At 68.5% G+C, this 14197-nt stretch carries 13 protein-coding genes and 1 pseudogene; 5 read left to right on the top strand and 9 right to left on the bottom strand.

The annotated features are described in order from the left end of the window. The first annotated feature begins 330 nt into the window (after nucleotides 1–330). The gene (locus ACZ47G_RS22120) at nucleotides 331–2856 is read left to right on the top strand and encodes an NACHT domain-containing protein (protein WP_465745104.1); all 2526 of its coding nucleotides are present in this window, start codon (nucleotides 331–333) and stop codon (nucleotides 2854–2856) included. Between the two features lie 728 nt (nucleotides 2857–3584). Here ACZ47G_RS22120 and ACZ47G_RS22115 read toward each other — a convergent pair. Then, the gene (locus ACZ47G_RS22115; RefSeq protein WP_465745102.1) at nucleotides 3585–4085 is read right to left on the bottom strand and encodes a diadenosine tetraphosphate hydrolase; all 501 of its coding nucleotides are present in this window, start codon (nucleotides 4083–4085) and stop codon (nucleotides 3585–3587) included. 50 nt (nucleotides 4086–4135) lie between these two features. Here ACZ47G_RS22115 and ACZ47G_RS22110 point away from each other — a divergent pair. Further along, nucleotides 4136–4351, top strand: a pseudogene (locus tag ACZ47G_RS22110) (hypothetical protein); the annotation flags it as partial. A gap of 47 nt (nucleotides 4352–4398) precedes the next feature. Here the strand turns inward: ACZ47G_RS22110 and ACZ47G_RS22105 are convergent. From ACZ47G_RS22105 to ACZ47G_RS22075, 7 genes are all read right to left on the bottom strand, one after another. Then, nucleotides 4399–5022, bottom strand: coding sequence for a helix-turn-helix domain-containing protein (locus ACZ47G_RS22105; RefSeq protein WP_465745100.1), 624 nt, complete (start codon nucleotides 5020–5022; stop codon nucleotides 4399–4401). 68 nt (nucleotides 5023–5090) lie between these two features. Next, nucleotides 5091–5468, bottom strand: a complete 378-nt coding sequence (locus tag ACZ47G_RS22100; RefSeq protein WP_465745098.1) for a bleomycin resistance protein — start codon at nucleotides 5466–5468, stop codon at nucleotides 5091–5093. A gap of 170 nt (nucleotides 5469–5638) precedes the next feature. Continuing rightward, the gene (locus ACZ47G_RS22095; RefSeq protein WP_465745096.1) at nucleotides 5639–6229 is read right to left on the bottom strand and encodes a DUF6939 family protein; all 591 of its coding nucleotides are present in this window, start codon (nucleotides 6227–6229) and stop codon (nucleotides 5639–5641) included. A gap of 568 nt (nucleotides 6230–6797) precedes the next feature. After that, complete coding sequence (locus ACZ47G_RS22090) at nucleotides 6798–7586, bottom strand: hypothetical protein (protein ID WP_465745094.1); 789 nt, start codon at nucleotides 7584–7586, stop codon at nucleotides 6798–6800. 943 nt (nucleotides 7587–8529) lie between these two features. Further along, a complete protein-coding gene (locus ACZ47G_RS22085; protein WP_465745092.1) occupies nucleotides 8530–8835 on the bottom strand; it encodes a DUF6210 family protein in 306 nt (101 codons plus the stop codon). Nucleotides 8836–8894: 59 nt separating this feature from the next. After that, nucleotides 8895–10436: an SMI1/KNR4 family protein gene (locus ACZ47G_RS22080; protein WP_465745090.1), complete on the bottom strand. Its 1542-nt coding sequence runs from the start codon at nucleotides 10434–10436 to the stop codon at nucleotides 8895–8897. 583 nt (nucleotides 10437–11019) lie between these two features. Next, entirely contained in the window at nucleotides 11020–11169 is a 150-nt protein-coding gene (locus tag ACZ47G_RS22075) for a hypothetical protein (RefSeq protein ID WP_465745088.1), read from the bottom strand. 244 nt (nucleotides 11170–11413) lie between these two features. Between ACZ47G_RS22075 and ACZ47G_RS22070 the strand changes: the two genes are divergently transcribed. The 3 genes from ACZ47G_RS22070 to ACZ47G_RS22060 all read left to right on the top strand — a co-directional run bounded on the left by ACZ47G_RS22070 (nucleotide 11414) and on the right by ACZ47G_RS22060 (nucleotide 13238). Further along, nucleotides 11414–11872, top strand: a complete 459-nt coding sequence (locus tag ACZ47G_RS22070; RefSeq protein ID WP_465745087.1) for a hypothetical protein — start codon at nucleotides 11414–11416, stop codon at nucleotides 11870–11872. Next, the gene (locus tag ACZ47G_RS22065) at nucleotides 11854–12180 is read left to right on the top strand and encodes a hypothetical protein (RefSeq protein WP_465745085.1); all 327 of its coding nucleotides are present in this window, start codon (nucleotides 11854–11856) and stop codon (nucleotides 12178–12180) included. The genes ACZ47G_RS22070 and ACZ47G_RS22065 overlap by 19 nt, the downstream gene beginning before the upstream one ends. Before the next feature lie 446 nt (nucleotides 12181–12626). Beyond that, nucleotides 12627–13238 (top strand): SMI1/KNR4 family protein, encoded by a 612-nt coding sequence (locus ACZ47G_RS22060; protein ID WP_465745083.1) that lies wholly within the window; start codon nucleotides 12627–12629, stop codon nucleotides 13236–13238. A 135-nt stretch (nucleotides 13239–13373) separates the two neighbouring features. On the opposite strand, the gene ACZ47G_RS22055 is transcribed toward ACZ47G_RS22060, so the two are convergent. Beyond that, nucleotides 13374–14006 carry a hypothetical protein gene (locus ACZ47G_RS22055; RefSeq protein ID WP_465745081.1) on the bottom strand — a complete coding sequence of 211 codons (633 nt, stop codon included), beginning with the start codon at nucleotides 14004–14006 and terminating at the stop codon, nucleotides 13374–13376. Nucleotides 14007–14197: the final 191 nt, after the last annotated feature.

Raw genomic sequence — 14197 nt, 5'->3', positions numbered from 1 at the left:
CTCCTCCCATCCGCGGGGTTCATCCGAGTCAGCGGGCCTGGCACCCCGTGCCTCTCCGAACCGGCGGCGCCGTTTCGGCACAACCGACGGCATCACCGCTCGAAGAGTGCCGGCGCACTGAATCGGGCCCAGCCGCATCGATTCTCTATTAACCGTCCATCTCTGTCTTTTATGTTCTCTATGTTGAGCGCGGAACACCTCCCAGTGCTCGTTTCGTGATCGCCGGGGACAACTGCTGTCGTGAAGGCCTCGAAGACCGCGCGGCAGTGCCGTTGCCTCAGTCCACGGGAAGCCCCTCGCCCAGGTCTCACGGACTGGAATCATGTCGGCGTGACTGAAGAGGTGCACAACCACAGCGAGGGCTCGCCTCGGAACCTGGTCCAAGCGGGAAGCGTCCGCGACATCCACATGTGCTCCTCCCCCGCCTCCCGTCACGGACGGTCCGCCTCCGCCGATGCCGAGAACGATGCGTTGGACGGGCTGGGCCGCGAGGTCCTGGATCAGTGGCGGGATGAGGCCAACGTTCGCGGCCTGCGAGAGCACGTTCCGATGATGGTCCCGTGGCAACTGGAGCAGGGGTACGGGATCGGACCGGGTGGGCGGCGCTCGGAACGGGTCGAGGCGGACGACTTGATCGCGCGGGTCAAAGCGCTCGCACCGCACCAGTTGGTGATCACCGGTCCGGCCGGAGCAGGGAAGTCCTCCATCGCCGTTCTTCTTGTAGTCAGTGTGCTGGAGGACAGGGAGCCGGGTTCCGGCGAGCCTGTTCCGGTCGTCCTCTCGCTCTCGGACTGGGACCCGGACGTGGACCTCCGGACGTGGGTCGCCAGAAGGGTGTGCGAGGAGTACGGAGGGCTCGTCAGAAGCCTTGAGCACGATGTCGCGAGATCGCTCGTGCAGAGTCGGCGGATCGTTCCGGTACTGGACGGCTTCGACGAGCTGTTCCCACTGAGTCGCACGGAAGCCGCGAGAGCGCTGAAGCAAGCATTCGGAGCGGGAGACACCCTGGTCCTGACGTCCAGGCCCGAGGCCCATCAGAAGGCCATCGACGAGGTTCCCTTCCTCCGCGGTGTTCCGGTACTGTGCGCCCGCCCGGTCCCGTTCGAGGTCGGAAAGGCGTACCTCGCCCAGATGTGCCATCAGGAACGGACCGAATCCTGGCAGTCGCTCTTCGACGCGATGAAGAACAACCCCGCGGGCCCGGTCGCGAGGACGCTCTCCTCGCCCCTGATGCTCTGGCTCGCGGCGACGGTGTACGCCTCGAAGGACACCGACCCTCGCGAGCTACTCGACACGACGAAGCTGCCCGCGCAGACGGACGTCGAGGGCCATCTCCTGGACAGCCTGATCCCCTCCGTGGGCGAGCTGGGACCACGGCCGCCTTACCGCCCCGGAGCGGTGCGGCGCTGGAGGTCCGACAACGCGCTCGCATACTTCGCGTTCCTGGCGCACGAGCTGCACCGTCGACGTACTCAGGACATCGCTTGGTGGCAGCTACGGAGCCAGCTGACCGAGCCGGGCGTCTGGGGCGCCGTCGTCATCGTCGCCCTGGCCGTTGTGGGCACATCCGCGAGCTATGCGATCGCGTGGTTGTCCGCCCTCCTGGGAGCCGCTCCCCCGCGGCCCGGGCTCGGGATCCCGGGAGTGGGCCAGGTGCTCGGCGCCGTCGCCGCGGTCGCCATCATCGCGACAGCGTTCGGAAGAAGCGTCACGCGGCACCTGGTCAGCGGGTTCGACGAGCGCCCACGACGGCTGGCGCCCGGAATCCGTGGACCGCTGCTCCTGGCGGCATCGGCCGTCGCCACCACGGCCGTCGGCGCGGCCCTGCCCGGCAGTACGGCCGCGAGTCTGTGTCTCCTCGCTCTTCCCCTGCTCTCCGGTGTGCTTCTGACACGCTCTGCCGAGTCCGACATGGCAGCTAGGCCCAGGCAGTTGTTGCGTACGGAGCGCAGGATCGCCCTCGTCGAATCCGCAGTGGTCGCGTCGGCCGTCGCGGGGACCACCCTGGCGCTCTTCCACTGGCTCAACGGCAAGCCGCTGCTCATCGCCAGCGGGTTCGTCATCGCCTGGTCGTGCTCGGCCGCAGTGCTGATGGCGCTCAGTCGATGGGGTCGTTGGAGCGCCACGCGCCTCATCCTGGCGCGACAGCGACGTCTGCCCCGGGATGTGCTGGGCTTCCTCGAGGAGGGCCGCCGGTTGGGCGTGCTACGGCGAGTCGGCGCGGTCTACCAGTTCCGCCACGCAGTACTGCGGGAACGGCTCGCAGCCCAGGCGCTGAGCGGGATGCCCGAGGGTTCCGGCGACCCAATTGAGGTGGTGCTCACGAGTAGCGGTCGTAGCGTCAAGGTCCTGCGCGCGTTGACCTTCGATGTGTCGGTCCTGACCTCCGTGTTCCTCCTGGTGGTCTCCCCGGTGTCCTCGGGGTCGGGCTTCCTGGCCGACTTGCGCCAGACCTGGTTGCTCCTGGTGCGTTGGTGGCCCTTGCCCCTGGGAGTGCTCACCGTGCTCGCCCTGGGAACAGTGGCCTTGCGGGCGGTGGCTACACGACTGCGCATCGACAGCGAGGGTGTGAAACTCAACGGGGGCCGCAGGCTACGGCTGCGATGGGAGCACGTGGCGGAGGTACGGGTGCGCAGGGTGCGGTCTCTCAGGAACGCGGAGGTCGACGCCCCGGGTGTGACCGTCTCGTACTGTCTTCTGATGAGGCCCGTGGCGGGCCTGAAGACGCCGCGGTCCCTCACCGACTCGAAGGGGTGGGTCAGGGTGTGGGAGCTGGGCTCGACCGAGGTACTGCCGCTCGACCTGGAGGGTGCACTGTCCCGGTTCGCCGGCGATCGGTGGGGTCGTGACGTCTGAGGCCTGAGACATCCGTGTCAGGAGCTCGCTGGCCCGTTTGTAGAGCCGAGGACGGGAATTTTCCGCGGAAAATTCGAGGGCAGGGTGATCCGCTCACGATCCAGTGCCCTCCGCGAACCCCGTCCGCGCCATGCTCCCGGACGCCCGGTCGTCCACCGCGGGAGCACGATAGTGGGCAGCCGCCTGGGGCTGGCCGTGCGCGTCCAAGGCGTCGGCGGCGAGCCGGTACGCGGCTGCGAGCGCCGGGCCGTCTCCTCCGGTAGGAGGATGCGGCCTCGCGGTGTCAGGACGGCTCCCATGCACTCTGTTGGAAAGCCGGGTTGCTCTTTCAGCCCTGCTCGACGCGGCGGTCCCCCAGACCGGCTCGGGCAGTCACGGCTGCTCAGCTGACGGCTGGCTCGACGGGTGCGGTTTCGGGCATTGCCAGTTAGAGCGCGGGTGGTCAAGACAGGTCGCCCGGTGCCCGTGCAGGGGCGAGCCGGTCTGCCGTGGGAGCACATGCGTCCGGGGCGACGAGGCGCGCCCGGTCTCTCCCGAACGACAGAGCTGCCCAACTCCCCGACAGGATTTTCCGCAGAAAACTCAGCCCGCCACGCAATGGGTCTCCCGCTTCAGGGACCTCGGGCGACGACGATGTGCCCGGGCATCCTCCGCTATGGATGAGCCCGTGTCGGCTCACCGAACGTCAGAAAGGTGGGCACTGACGGCTGCCCCCTTGCCGGTATGACTCATCCTGCGTCCGCCAAACCGGCAGCTGGAGCGGACAGCACGTCGAGCTCGTGGCCGATCGCCTCACGCAAGACATCGTGCTCCGGTCCGAGCGCGCTCGCAGGGTCACGCCAGTTCTCTGCGGCGTACAGCCACACCGGGCGGCCGACGAGGTCCGGGCTCTCCCACTCGTACCGAGGCCATACATGAGCGTGCAGGAAGCCGTCGGTGTTGCCGAGGATCTCCAGGTTCACGCGCCGGAACCCCGGGTCCAGATGCCGGCAGGCTCGCTCCACGGCCTCGCCCAACCGATCCATGTCGGCCAGGAATGTCGTTCGCTTGCTGCGTGGTAGATCGGACAGGCGCTGGACATCAGGGTCGTCCACCAACAGGACCGAATACCCCGGTAGGAACTGCACGTCGCCGATCACGGCGAAGCCCGCGTCGAGCCGCCTGAGCACGGTGGGGTTCACGCCCCTCAAGGCGCTGCCGATCCTGTCGTTCCGCCAATCGTCAACCATGGCAGCGCACCCTACATATATGTGTCCGGCAAGAGGTCGGGCCGATCCCGGCGAACAACGTCGAGATCGCCTACACCCGCCAACAGCTCCTGGCTCGACCGGTTCGAGACCCAATTCACCGCTCTGCGCTACTTCGCCGTCGACGCCACGGACCACGCCAGCCACAAGGAGCAGGGCAGCATGATCCGCCGCTACCTCATCCGGCGGAACAAGCACGCCGCGGACGAGTGCCTACGAGAGTGGTCACCAGGGCGAGCATCGCTTGACGCAACGCCAACGCTGCATCGTGACGCTGCCACCTGTCACCTGTCAGCTACTGCGTACTGCCGTCGTCGAATCCAGCAATGACTCTGACGTCCGCTTCGGGCATGTCCAGGATCCCGGCGATCAGGCGGGCCTGCAGCAGATCCGGGTTGTGCCTGCCGCGGAGCATGTGAATGGTGGACATCGATAGTCCGGCGGTCCTGGCCATGTCCCTGACCGGAATCCCGCGCCGGTCCATCAACCCGGTGAGCATCCGTCCGAATGGATGCGGCTCCGCCCGCCCGACAGGAGCGACGGCAGGGCCGATGACAACGTCACCGATCTTGGCCTGGAAGCGGATCAGTCGGTCACCCGTGAACCCGACCTTCGCGACGAACGGCAGGCTCTCGCCGTTGCCGGAGGCGACCGTTCCCGGGATCGACACCTCGGCGAACCGTTCGGCGGGATCGCAGCGGTGGTCCCCGGTCTCCATGGGAACGCCCGGCTTTACGCGGTCGACTTTCCAGTCGCGGTTCCACCACGGAAGGCCCTGCAGCACCTCGTTGAAGAAGGGCAGCAGGACAGCCGTGTCCACCGGGTCTGGAGGATGCTTCTGACCTCCCCAAATGACGCCAGGCCAGGACGTCAGTGCCGCGATCACGTCCGCCGTCAGCGCGCGGTCGGCAGTCTCCATGGCCCCACTCTCCCACCGGTCGATAGAACAATCTCCCGTGGCCAGGCAAACGTTGTCTGATGCGGCACCTAGGAGCCGTACGGACTACCGATCCGAATGAGGTTGCCGGTGCGGTCGACCACGGCGAACTCGCGCATCCGGTAGTCGGTGTCGGTCGCGGGCGTCAGTCGGCTGCCGGTGGCCGGGTCGGTGAGGACGCCGGTCTGGGCCCATTCGTGGCGGAGGGCGTCCGCGTCCCGGACTTGGAGGTAGCAGCAGCCGGCGGTGGACAGCGGATCCACTCCGGGGTCGTGGCGGAAGTGGAGTTCGATGGTGCCCCGAACGACGATCAGGTAACCGTCCGGTCCGTCCCAGCGGCCACGGGGCTCGAAGCCGAGGCCGCCGTAGAACTCCTGTGTCTCGTCCAGGTCCCGGCTCGGGAGGATCGGGATCGCGTACTCGTCCATGGCGTCGCCTCAGGGGTATGTCGGGTGGGTCTGGTCGCATAATGTGCCGCAGCGTCCTGGTGCCTGGCAGCACCACCAGGGCAGGCGCCGGGGTCTGGAGAATTTTCCGCGGAAAATTCGTGGGGTCTGCCTGAGCAGGTGCAGCGCCACCCAGCAGTCCCCCGGATCAGTCACTCGCGGCAGTCAGCTGCCGGTGCTGCGGGAGCCTCAAGGTCGTCCTCGCTGGGCCAGCGACCGTCTATGTGCAGTTGGATGAGCGCGGCGTGGGAGAGCGGGGTGGTCGGGTCGGTGACGTCTCCGTTGGTGGTGTAGTCCAGGAGTACGATGTCGTCCTTGTTCCTGAGCTGCTCGACCAGGTCGGCGGCTCGGTGCTGGAGGATCCAGCGGTAGGCCGGCAGGTAGATCCGGCGGCGGGCCGTTTCATAGGACAGCAGCCGATCTCCGTCCAGACCGGCTCGGTGGCCCAGGACGGGGCCGTACCGACGAACCGTCCGCTTCAGGCCCTTCATCGTGGTGACCCCGAGCTTCGCGGGGTCGACGTCGGAGTCCTGGAAGACCTTGAGGGCTTGCCAGATCCCTTCCACGGACTGGCTGGTCACTCCGTCGCTGTAGGGGACCGGGATCCCGCCGTGCGGGTAGAACGGGCTCAGCCGCACCCACGGCTCCGGCGCCTTGGAGGTCACGTCGATGATCTCGGCGCCCGGGAACGCGGCGGTCAGAGACGCCGTCGCGCGGCGACGGCTGGCAATGCGGATCGGCATCGGATGCCCCCTGGTTCGATGACAGCGATCACTCAGCATCTCCGATGCCACTGACATCTCCCATCGGTGCCGACGGGACGGCGTTGACGAGTGGCTGCCGGTTGCGACTCCCCTACTCCCCTACTTCCCCGGCTCAGAATTTTCCGCGGAAAATCCTGAGCGGCCGGGGCCACCCCTGCGAGAGCTGAGTCCACCGGAGGGTCGGCACCTCGCAGACGGCTCACGTCGCCGAGCCACGTCTTGTGTCTCCGAACCACGAAAATTTTCTGCGGAAAATCCAGTCCCGCCCGCGGGAGCCGACGTCGGCCAGGGCCAGCGGTGCAGCACGCTGGCTGCCGGCAGGCTGTAGCCCGAATCCGGGTTGGTGGGTCGCGATGTTCTTCTGGCGGGGTCCCGCTGCGGCGGCCGATGGTCGTCCGAACAACCGCTTCGGGGCTCTCACAGCTGGTGGCCACCAGCCGACCGACCGCGGCCAGGAATCTTCCGCGGAAAATCGGTCGGCCTCCGGTCCGGTGATCCTCGAACCGTGCCGTTCCCCTCGACGACGCTGCGTCGATACCGGCGACCGTCACAGGTCCGGACGGTTGGCGAACGTGTACTCGTCCGCGATGTTGAACACGCTGGCACAGCGAGGGCATTCGCCGTCGCCGAAGAGATGCGTGCTTCCGTCGGCGAGTGCCTCCTGCCCATCGCGGACCGCAGTCTCGTACATCCAGCGGCCGATCCCCGAGAGTCGCTCGGGGGATGCCGGCCGCAGGTCGCGTCGGTCGATGTCCCCGTGACTCCAGTCCCTGATCGCCGAGTAGCCCCAGTAGTCACCGATGGCGATCGTCACCTCGGCATCGCACTGGGGACAGGGGAGGAGGTAGAAGTCGTCGGTGAAGTCGTCCAGGCTGGCGCTCCAGTGGCGCTGCTCCTTGGCTGCCAGCGGGTCGAGGAACGTCACGAGGTAGTCGTCCGGCCGTGACTTCAGGTGCTGGTCCAGCAGCACGCGAAGCTCAGCGATCGTCTCGGCGCAGGCCGCGAGTAGATCGTCACAGCCATGGCATCCAGCGGTGCAGCGGACGATCGTCCCGGCCAGTGCGCGCGCCCGCGGGTTGGTCGACGCGAGCCGCACCAGCCGGGGTAGGGCTGCGAAGGCGGCGGGGAAGGTGAGGTCGCTCTCCAGGCACAGCCGGTATCCGAGTTCCGTCCACGCTTCGGCATCGTCCTCGCGCTCGATGCGGTCCAGGAGCTCGGGAACACGATCGACGTCCCCCCGGCAGTCGCGCATCTGTGTCCAGTCGACCGCTGTGGCACGCGGCCGCTCGGGAGTGCCGGGATGAATCCGTTCCGTCTCTCCGCTCTGTCCGTGCACCGGTCAGCGCTCCTGACAGTCGGTCGGTCGGCGGCGTCGGCCGGTGCCATCGGGGCTCCGCGGAGACTTCGCCTGGCCAGTCGAAGCGCAACTCATCGTTCATCGCGGCAGCCAGCCACTGGGCGAGGCTCACGCCTTGGGGTCGGCACGTTCACTCGGCGCTGGACCGATCCGGGCCGCCCGGGTCACGGAAGTCGATCACCAACCACATCGCGCAGCCCAGTCATAGAGCGGCACCACTCCGGCTGGTACTCCCCCGGTGGGATCCGGTCCGTACCCATGGGCATCCGCGAGACGCTCGCGGCGCTGGCCGACGTCGACCGGCAGCACTCCGTCAGCGGGTCCGAAGCCACCGTTGGAACCCCCATGTAGAGAAGTCGTAGAAGCGGGGGAGAGCGAACCCGATGTCGCGTTCCGCCCCCGCAACTGCCGTCGGCGGGGCGGGCGGGGGCGCGTTCCGGTCCTGGGCGATCCTTCGGCAGGCTTCGGTGATCTCGTCGTCGGTCACCAGGGGAGCGTCGGGAGTGACACGGACAACTGGAGCCAACCCTGGGATCACGGTCACAGCGACTGCCCGAAGCGTCAACGGCTGCGCCATCCGCTGCCGGGATGCGGTCGTGCACCATGCGGGCTCGGCGAACATCGCGGCGAGAACGCGGGTACGCGAGAGCTGATCAGCTCCGTCGCCCGGCTCGTCGGCGCCGGTAGCGCGTCACGAAATTTTCTGCGGAAAATTCGGAGCCTCCGGGGGAGAGGCCGTCGAACCCGTGGGAAGTGGCCAGTGGCAGCACACGTATTGTGCCGTCGGGCAGCTGCGCCTACGTACCGGAGCGCCAGCCTCGGAGACTCGACCCCGACCGCCTCGGGGTGCAGATGCCGTTGGTGCTCCTCCCCCGAGGCTCTGGAATTTTCTGCGGAAAATCGGTCCGTCGAAGCGAAGGTCTCATCGGAGATGACCGGGATCCAGGCCTCGGCTGCATCCGAGAACCGGAACTCGTCCAGGACCAGAGACGGCGGTGAGGGCGTCGGAGCGGCCGGATCCGTAGCTGCCCAGGGAGTCGACGGCGGCTCGTAGCCGATCGAGCACTGGGGCCAGCCGCTCCCGCCCCCATATGCCCCGGCCTTTCAGCTCCCCGATGAAGATCTCGTTCAGGTCCTTGTCCAGGTCCGTGCCGTAGCGCGGGACGAGGTGGCCCTCCTGCTCGTACTGAGCACAGGCGTGGCCACCGCACTGGTTCTGGCAGACCACCCATCCAACCGGCCGAGGTCGCGCCAGCACCGACCTCGTGGCCCGATGTGGTCACAGTGTCAGGAGCCGTCCTCGGCGGTGCCGGAGAGGCGGTAGGCGGTGGAGGTGTCGACGCCGAGGGCGGCGAGCAGGTCGAGGGCGGCAGTGAGGGGCGGGGCTCCGGCCAAGCGAGCGGAGGCAAGGTGGGCGGGGAGGCGGCCGGCGTCGATCAGGGCTGTCCACTGGGTGGCGGAGAGGGCGAGGTAGCGCAGGCCGGGGAGATCGGCCAGCAACGCCAAGTCCGGGGTGGAGCAACGGGACAGGTCGAGGGAGCGCAGCGCGGGGAGGGTGCGCAGCGGGGCGAGGTCGATCGGGGCCTCGGATCCGACGGCGAGTGAGGCGAGGCACGGGTGGCCGGCGAGCGGGATGAGGTCCGCCTCGGAGGCGAGGTCGATGGCCAGGTCCTCGACGGGGAGTGCTGCCACCGGGGACAGGTCGGTGGTGGTGCAGCGGTTGAGGTGCAGGCGCCGCAGGTGCGGGGTGGCGGAGAGCGGGACGAGGTCGACGGGCGACGGGGCGTCATTGAGGTGGATCGCCTGGACGCCCGACGCGAGCCGCTCGTCCAGGGCTGAGACCACCAACTGGCGCGAGCCGTCCGCGGACTGCTGGGCGTGCGGATCGGGCTGGCCCAGGGCCTGACCGAGCCATGCGGTGACGGAGGAAGCCACGTATCGCGGGCCGTCGTTGAAGTCCCGGCCGACCTCGATCACCTGGCCAGGGCGGCCGTCCACGGCCGGCGCGAGGTCGACGGCGAAGAAGTTGCCGTCGAACCAGGTGGCGAATGGAAGCCAGCCCGGGTGCCCCGAACAACGGCGCACCGTGTTCGGCGGGTCGGCGTCGAAGACCACCTGGCGCCAGCCGAGCTCCCAGCCGAACCAGGTCGGGACGCCGATGTAGTCGTCGCGCTCGGACAGGGCCCCGTCGAGCGACAGCCAGCAGTACCCGGCCAGCGCCTCGCTGCCGCCATCCCCGTCGGCCTCCAGATAGAGCGCCCGCAGGTCCGCGGGCAGCGGCTGGCCGAGGTGGTGCTCGGCGGCGGCGAGCTGCTCCTCGGTGACGGGCGCCGGCATCTCCGGTTCCGCGCCGGAGCGCTCGGTGTGCTGCCGGAGGACGGCCCGCAGCCGCTCGACCGCCTCCGCCGGGTCCCCGGTCTGGCGCAGCTCCGCCGGTTCTGCGCCGTCGGCCGCGCCCGGTTCGGACGGTCGGAAGCCGGGGTCGATGGTCAGTGTCCAGCCGTCCTCGGGGCCGCTCCCTGGCTGCAGCGTGCCCCGGAACACCACCAGCTCGAAAGCACCCGACGGGCGGCAGGTCAACTCCAGGACGATGGACTCCCAGCCGTGGCTGTCCCGGAACCAGGACGCCAGTGAGGCGAGGCTCTGGTGTGGGAACGGCGTCCGGAAGAAGGAGCCCGGACGGCTCGGCACCACGTACCCGCCACCGGACAGGCCGGCACTCCCCCGGCTCCCGTGCCCTCGCAGCACGCACTTCGTCCAGCCCTCCGGCGCCTGCGCGACGACCTCCGCCGTGATCTGCCGCGCCGCCTGTTCCACTGTCAGGTCCATACCCGCCCCTTTCGCCCGCACTGTTCGGACGATCATGTCAGCAGGCTGCGACAGAGCGACCGGCAGTCGGCGCCGACGAGCCGCTGCTGCCGCCTCCGGCCATCCACGGCCCTGCCCTGGACGCCCCTCCATGGCTCGCCAGCGCCAACCTGGCTGACCTTCTCGGTCACAGCACTGGTGACGCGTCCCGGAATTTTCCGCGGAAAATTCGGAGCCTCGGCGGAAGGCGAGTCAAAGCCGTGGGGGAGTGGTCAGCGGTACTGCACCTCCCGTGCCACCGAACCGCTCCGGTGGTCCCGGATCAGTAGCCGACCGGGGCCAGGTTGCCCGGAGCACAGCGGGCCGTGCAGGTTCAGGCCGTCGAGTTCGACGGGGAGGACGACGTCGGGTCCGATGTGCGCCGGGTCGAGGGCAAGGCGCACCCGGCTGCCGCTGCCAGGCGGCGGCTCGAACTCCTGGATACCGCCGTGTGGTCGGAGCCCCGAACAGACTTGCCGGAATCCCCGTCCGTCGCACCACCTCTCGACGGCCACTCCGGCGGACAGCGCGGCCAGGGCGCCAAGGGTCCACCACTCGTTGCCGATCAGGGAACCGGACGGGCGTGGAGGGCGTACTTGCGCAGGAGGTCGACGTTGGCACTGCCGAACACCTGCCGCTTCAGCGTTTTGAACTTGTTGTTGTGGCCCTCAAGCTCGCCGGGTAGGTCTCCGCCGGCACCCATGATGATGCTCACTAAGACTCCTGTCCCTGCTGGGGACTTTGGTCAGGTCTGCTCAGCGTGATTCCCCGCCACTTATCGCAATCGGATCGGCTCCCGCCTACGGCAGGTCGGCCTGTAGCTCTGGATCCGCCGCCGATTCGATCCGTCCGCCACGGGCTCCCGCCCCGCGAGCAACTCGACGCGCACCAGGTCGAGCCACCCTCACCCACTCAGAAGTCCAAGGAAGTGCAAGCCATCGCGCACGAAGCAGGGGAGGGTGAGCGACTATCAGCGGATGCCTTCGTCGAAGCCGCCGGCCAGGACAGGGGCAACCGCTGGTCCCGGCAGCAACTCCTGCGCCGAAATCGCCGGCGAGGACGATGCCTGGCTGGACGCCTGGCTCGAGGCGCGAGTGGACGACAGCGCCGCCACCACCGTCCACGCCCAGTTACTCCTGCACGCGCTGTACGAACTCACCCGACGTTCCGGCCTCTCGGCCCTACCGTCCTCACGCACGGCCAAGAACCTGCTGGAAACAATCGCCCGGTCACTGAACCATGCCCCCGACGACGACCAGGGCCAGCACTACCTTCGGCACCTCCTGGCCCGGTACCTGGTCAGACCCGACGTTACGGCGCCACTGGAGCAGTTCCGCCGCATCGACCCCTCACTGGACCGCCACACCGCTGGCCCCCGCAGAACGCCATACTGCACGTCATGGATCGCCAAGACCTGATCACCGCCCTTGAACGGCATGAGACCGATGCCGCCCGTCAGGCTGCTCTGGCCTTGCGAACCGGGGCCTACTTCCGGATATGGGCCGGCTCGACAGTGCCCGCCAGCCAGCTCCTCGACATTTGGGCTTGGCGGGCCCAATGCATGGCAGAGGACGGCGTCGTCAGCCTCAAGGACTTCGAGCAGGGATTGCCGGCCCTTCGGCGTGCAGGGGATACCCCCGTCGCTTTGGGGCGAGTGGATATGGCCGAAGACACGCACGTCGTCTTCCTGACCGCCGATCTGAGCTCATGCGTTGCTGTGCTGTAGCTCCACGTGGGCCGGCCCCAAAAGCCAGCTGCCTGGCCGGGGGAGCAGATCAACCGGGGAAGACCGCTGAAACTCGGCAAGATCAGAAGCAAGACCCGCCGAGACAACCGCACTCGGACGGCAACGTCACTGGCCCGGGCCCTCGTCACCCAGCCTGTGGTGAAAAGCGGTTCGGGCCGCAGTCGCGGTGATGGCTCCCCAGGAGCGGTCGCTGTCGCCGTGTGTACCGGTCTTCGAGGATCCCTTTCGGGGCTGACCGAGCCGTACACCGAAACGGCGCGCCAGGCACCGGGCTGGGCAATCGGTCATGAACCGCGCCGCTCGACGCGTTCGGGTCTGCTCGGCTGAGTCGATGTCACCGGCCGCGGCTACCCTCACGACAGACCACGGCATTCGTGTGCCGACGACGCCGGCGTCGTGACGCCGACACCGTATGAGGAGAACCGGTGCGCGACTACCTGGCTGACGTCTTCGCCATGCTCGGTCCTGGCGAACGCCGTTTCGCCGACCCCGCTGCCTGGGCCGAGCTGGAGGCCGAGATCGGCATCGAGTTCCCCGAGGACTACAAGGCGATCGTCGACGCCCACGCCCCGATACAGATCAACGGGCACCTCTATCTCTCGCATCCGGCCACCGATCCCTGGAGCCTCGGGGAGAAGATCCGCGAGGACTCCCGGGTCTGGTCAAGCCTCGACTGGGACCGGGAGGACTGGCTGGAGCCGGAGGAGGACATCCGCGCCGCCCTCGGCCTGCGGGAGGTCCGGTTCGGGACGAAGGACGGTCTGATCTCCATCACCAGTACCGACCGCGGCGAGTACATCTTCCTGGCACCGCTGCCGGATGGCACGGGGCAGCGAATCTGTGCGGTGGAGCATGACGGCTCCTGGTACGAGTACCGGATGAGCTTCGCCGAATGGCTCTACCGCTACCTGGTCGGTGAGGACATGGTCGGCCCGAACAGCTCCGCCTTCTACCCCGGCCCGGTCAAGCTCGAACCGCTGCCCATGTCACCCGAGGGCCGCCCCGCACCGATGTACGGGCCGGAACGCGGGATGTGAGCGACGCGTGGGCGCCTGGTCCCGGCATGCGCCCACCGTCGTGGACGACATCGCCGCATCTGCTGGAGGTCGTCCACGCAGGAGGGTCTGCCCTCACCGCCTCGTCGGCAGATGCGACGTGCGTGGTCCTGGTCCTCACCTGGGGCGCGCGCCGGTGTGGTGCCGACGCGTCCGCAGCGCCGTCAGGTGGGCGACCGTCTGACGGGCGGCCTCGCGGTGGTCCGGACGGGGTGCCGGCACCCGGGGGCCGGCCAGGTCGCGGCCGGTGAGCGACTTCGCGTCGACCGCGCTCCAGTCGTCGCGGTGCACCACGGCAACGTGCCCTTCCACGTGGGCCTTGTGGTCCTTCCAGTCGTCGTGCGGCGCCATGAGGACGCGCAGGTCCTGGTCGTTCAGCCACTCCAGCCCGAGGACCTGCCGTCCGAAGTCGTGCTCGATGAGCGACCGAACGGTGCCGGTCTCCAGGTGGAGGAGCAGCAGTTCCCCCTCGAAGTGGTAGCCGCCGTCGTACTCGCCGGATCCCACGGCGAGCAGGGGGTGGGTCGGATGGAAGGCCATCGCGTGCACGGGGTAGTGCGAGGCCATCAGCAGGCGACGGCGGACGCGGCCGGTGACGTCGAAGACGCCGACCGTCTTCGCCTCGTCGTACTCGTGCGCGCCGGCCACGGCGACCAGGCCCCGCCGCTTCTCCCTGACGGCCAGGAGGGGATCGCCGATCTCGGTGAGAGTGTCGTCGGAGCCGTCGTGGCCGGCGGGCGGTGAGGTCATGCCGATGATCTTCGCAAGGATCTGAGTGAGTGTGCAGCCGATTTCGTCCCGGGGTGATGCTGGGGCTGCTGCTCGGAGCCGGTGGCCGACCCGGGCGCTCGTGCCCGGCGCACTGCCTCTGGCTCGCCGATGGCTGCCTTCCATGACCGTGAGCTCCTCAGTCGCTATGTCCTGGCGGCCGCCTTCGCCGG

The organism is Kitasatospora sp. NPDC030952, from assembly GCF_055571335.1.
The sequence above is the reverse complement of the archived record's forward strand: the minus strand, read 5'-3'. Positions and strand labels throughout refer to the sequence as shown.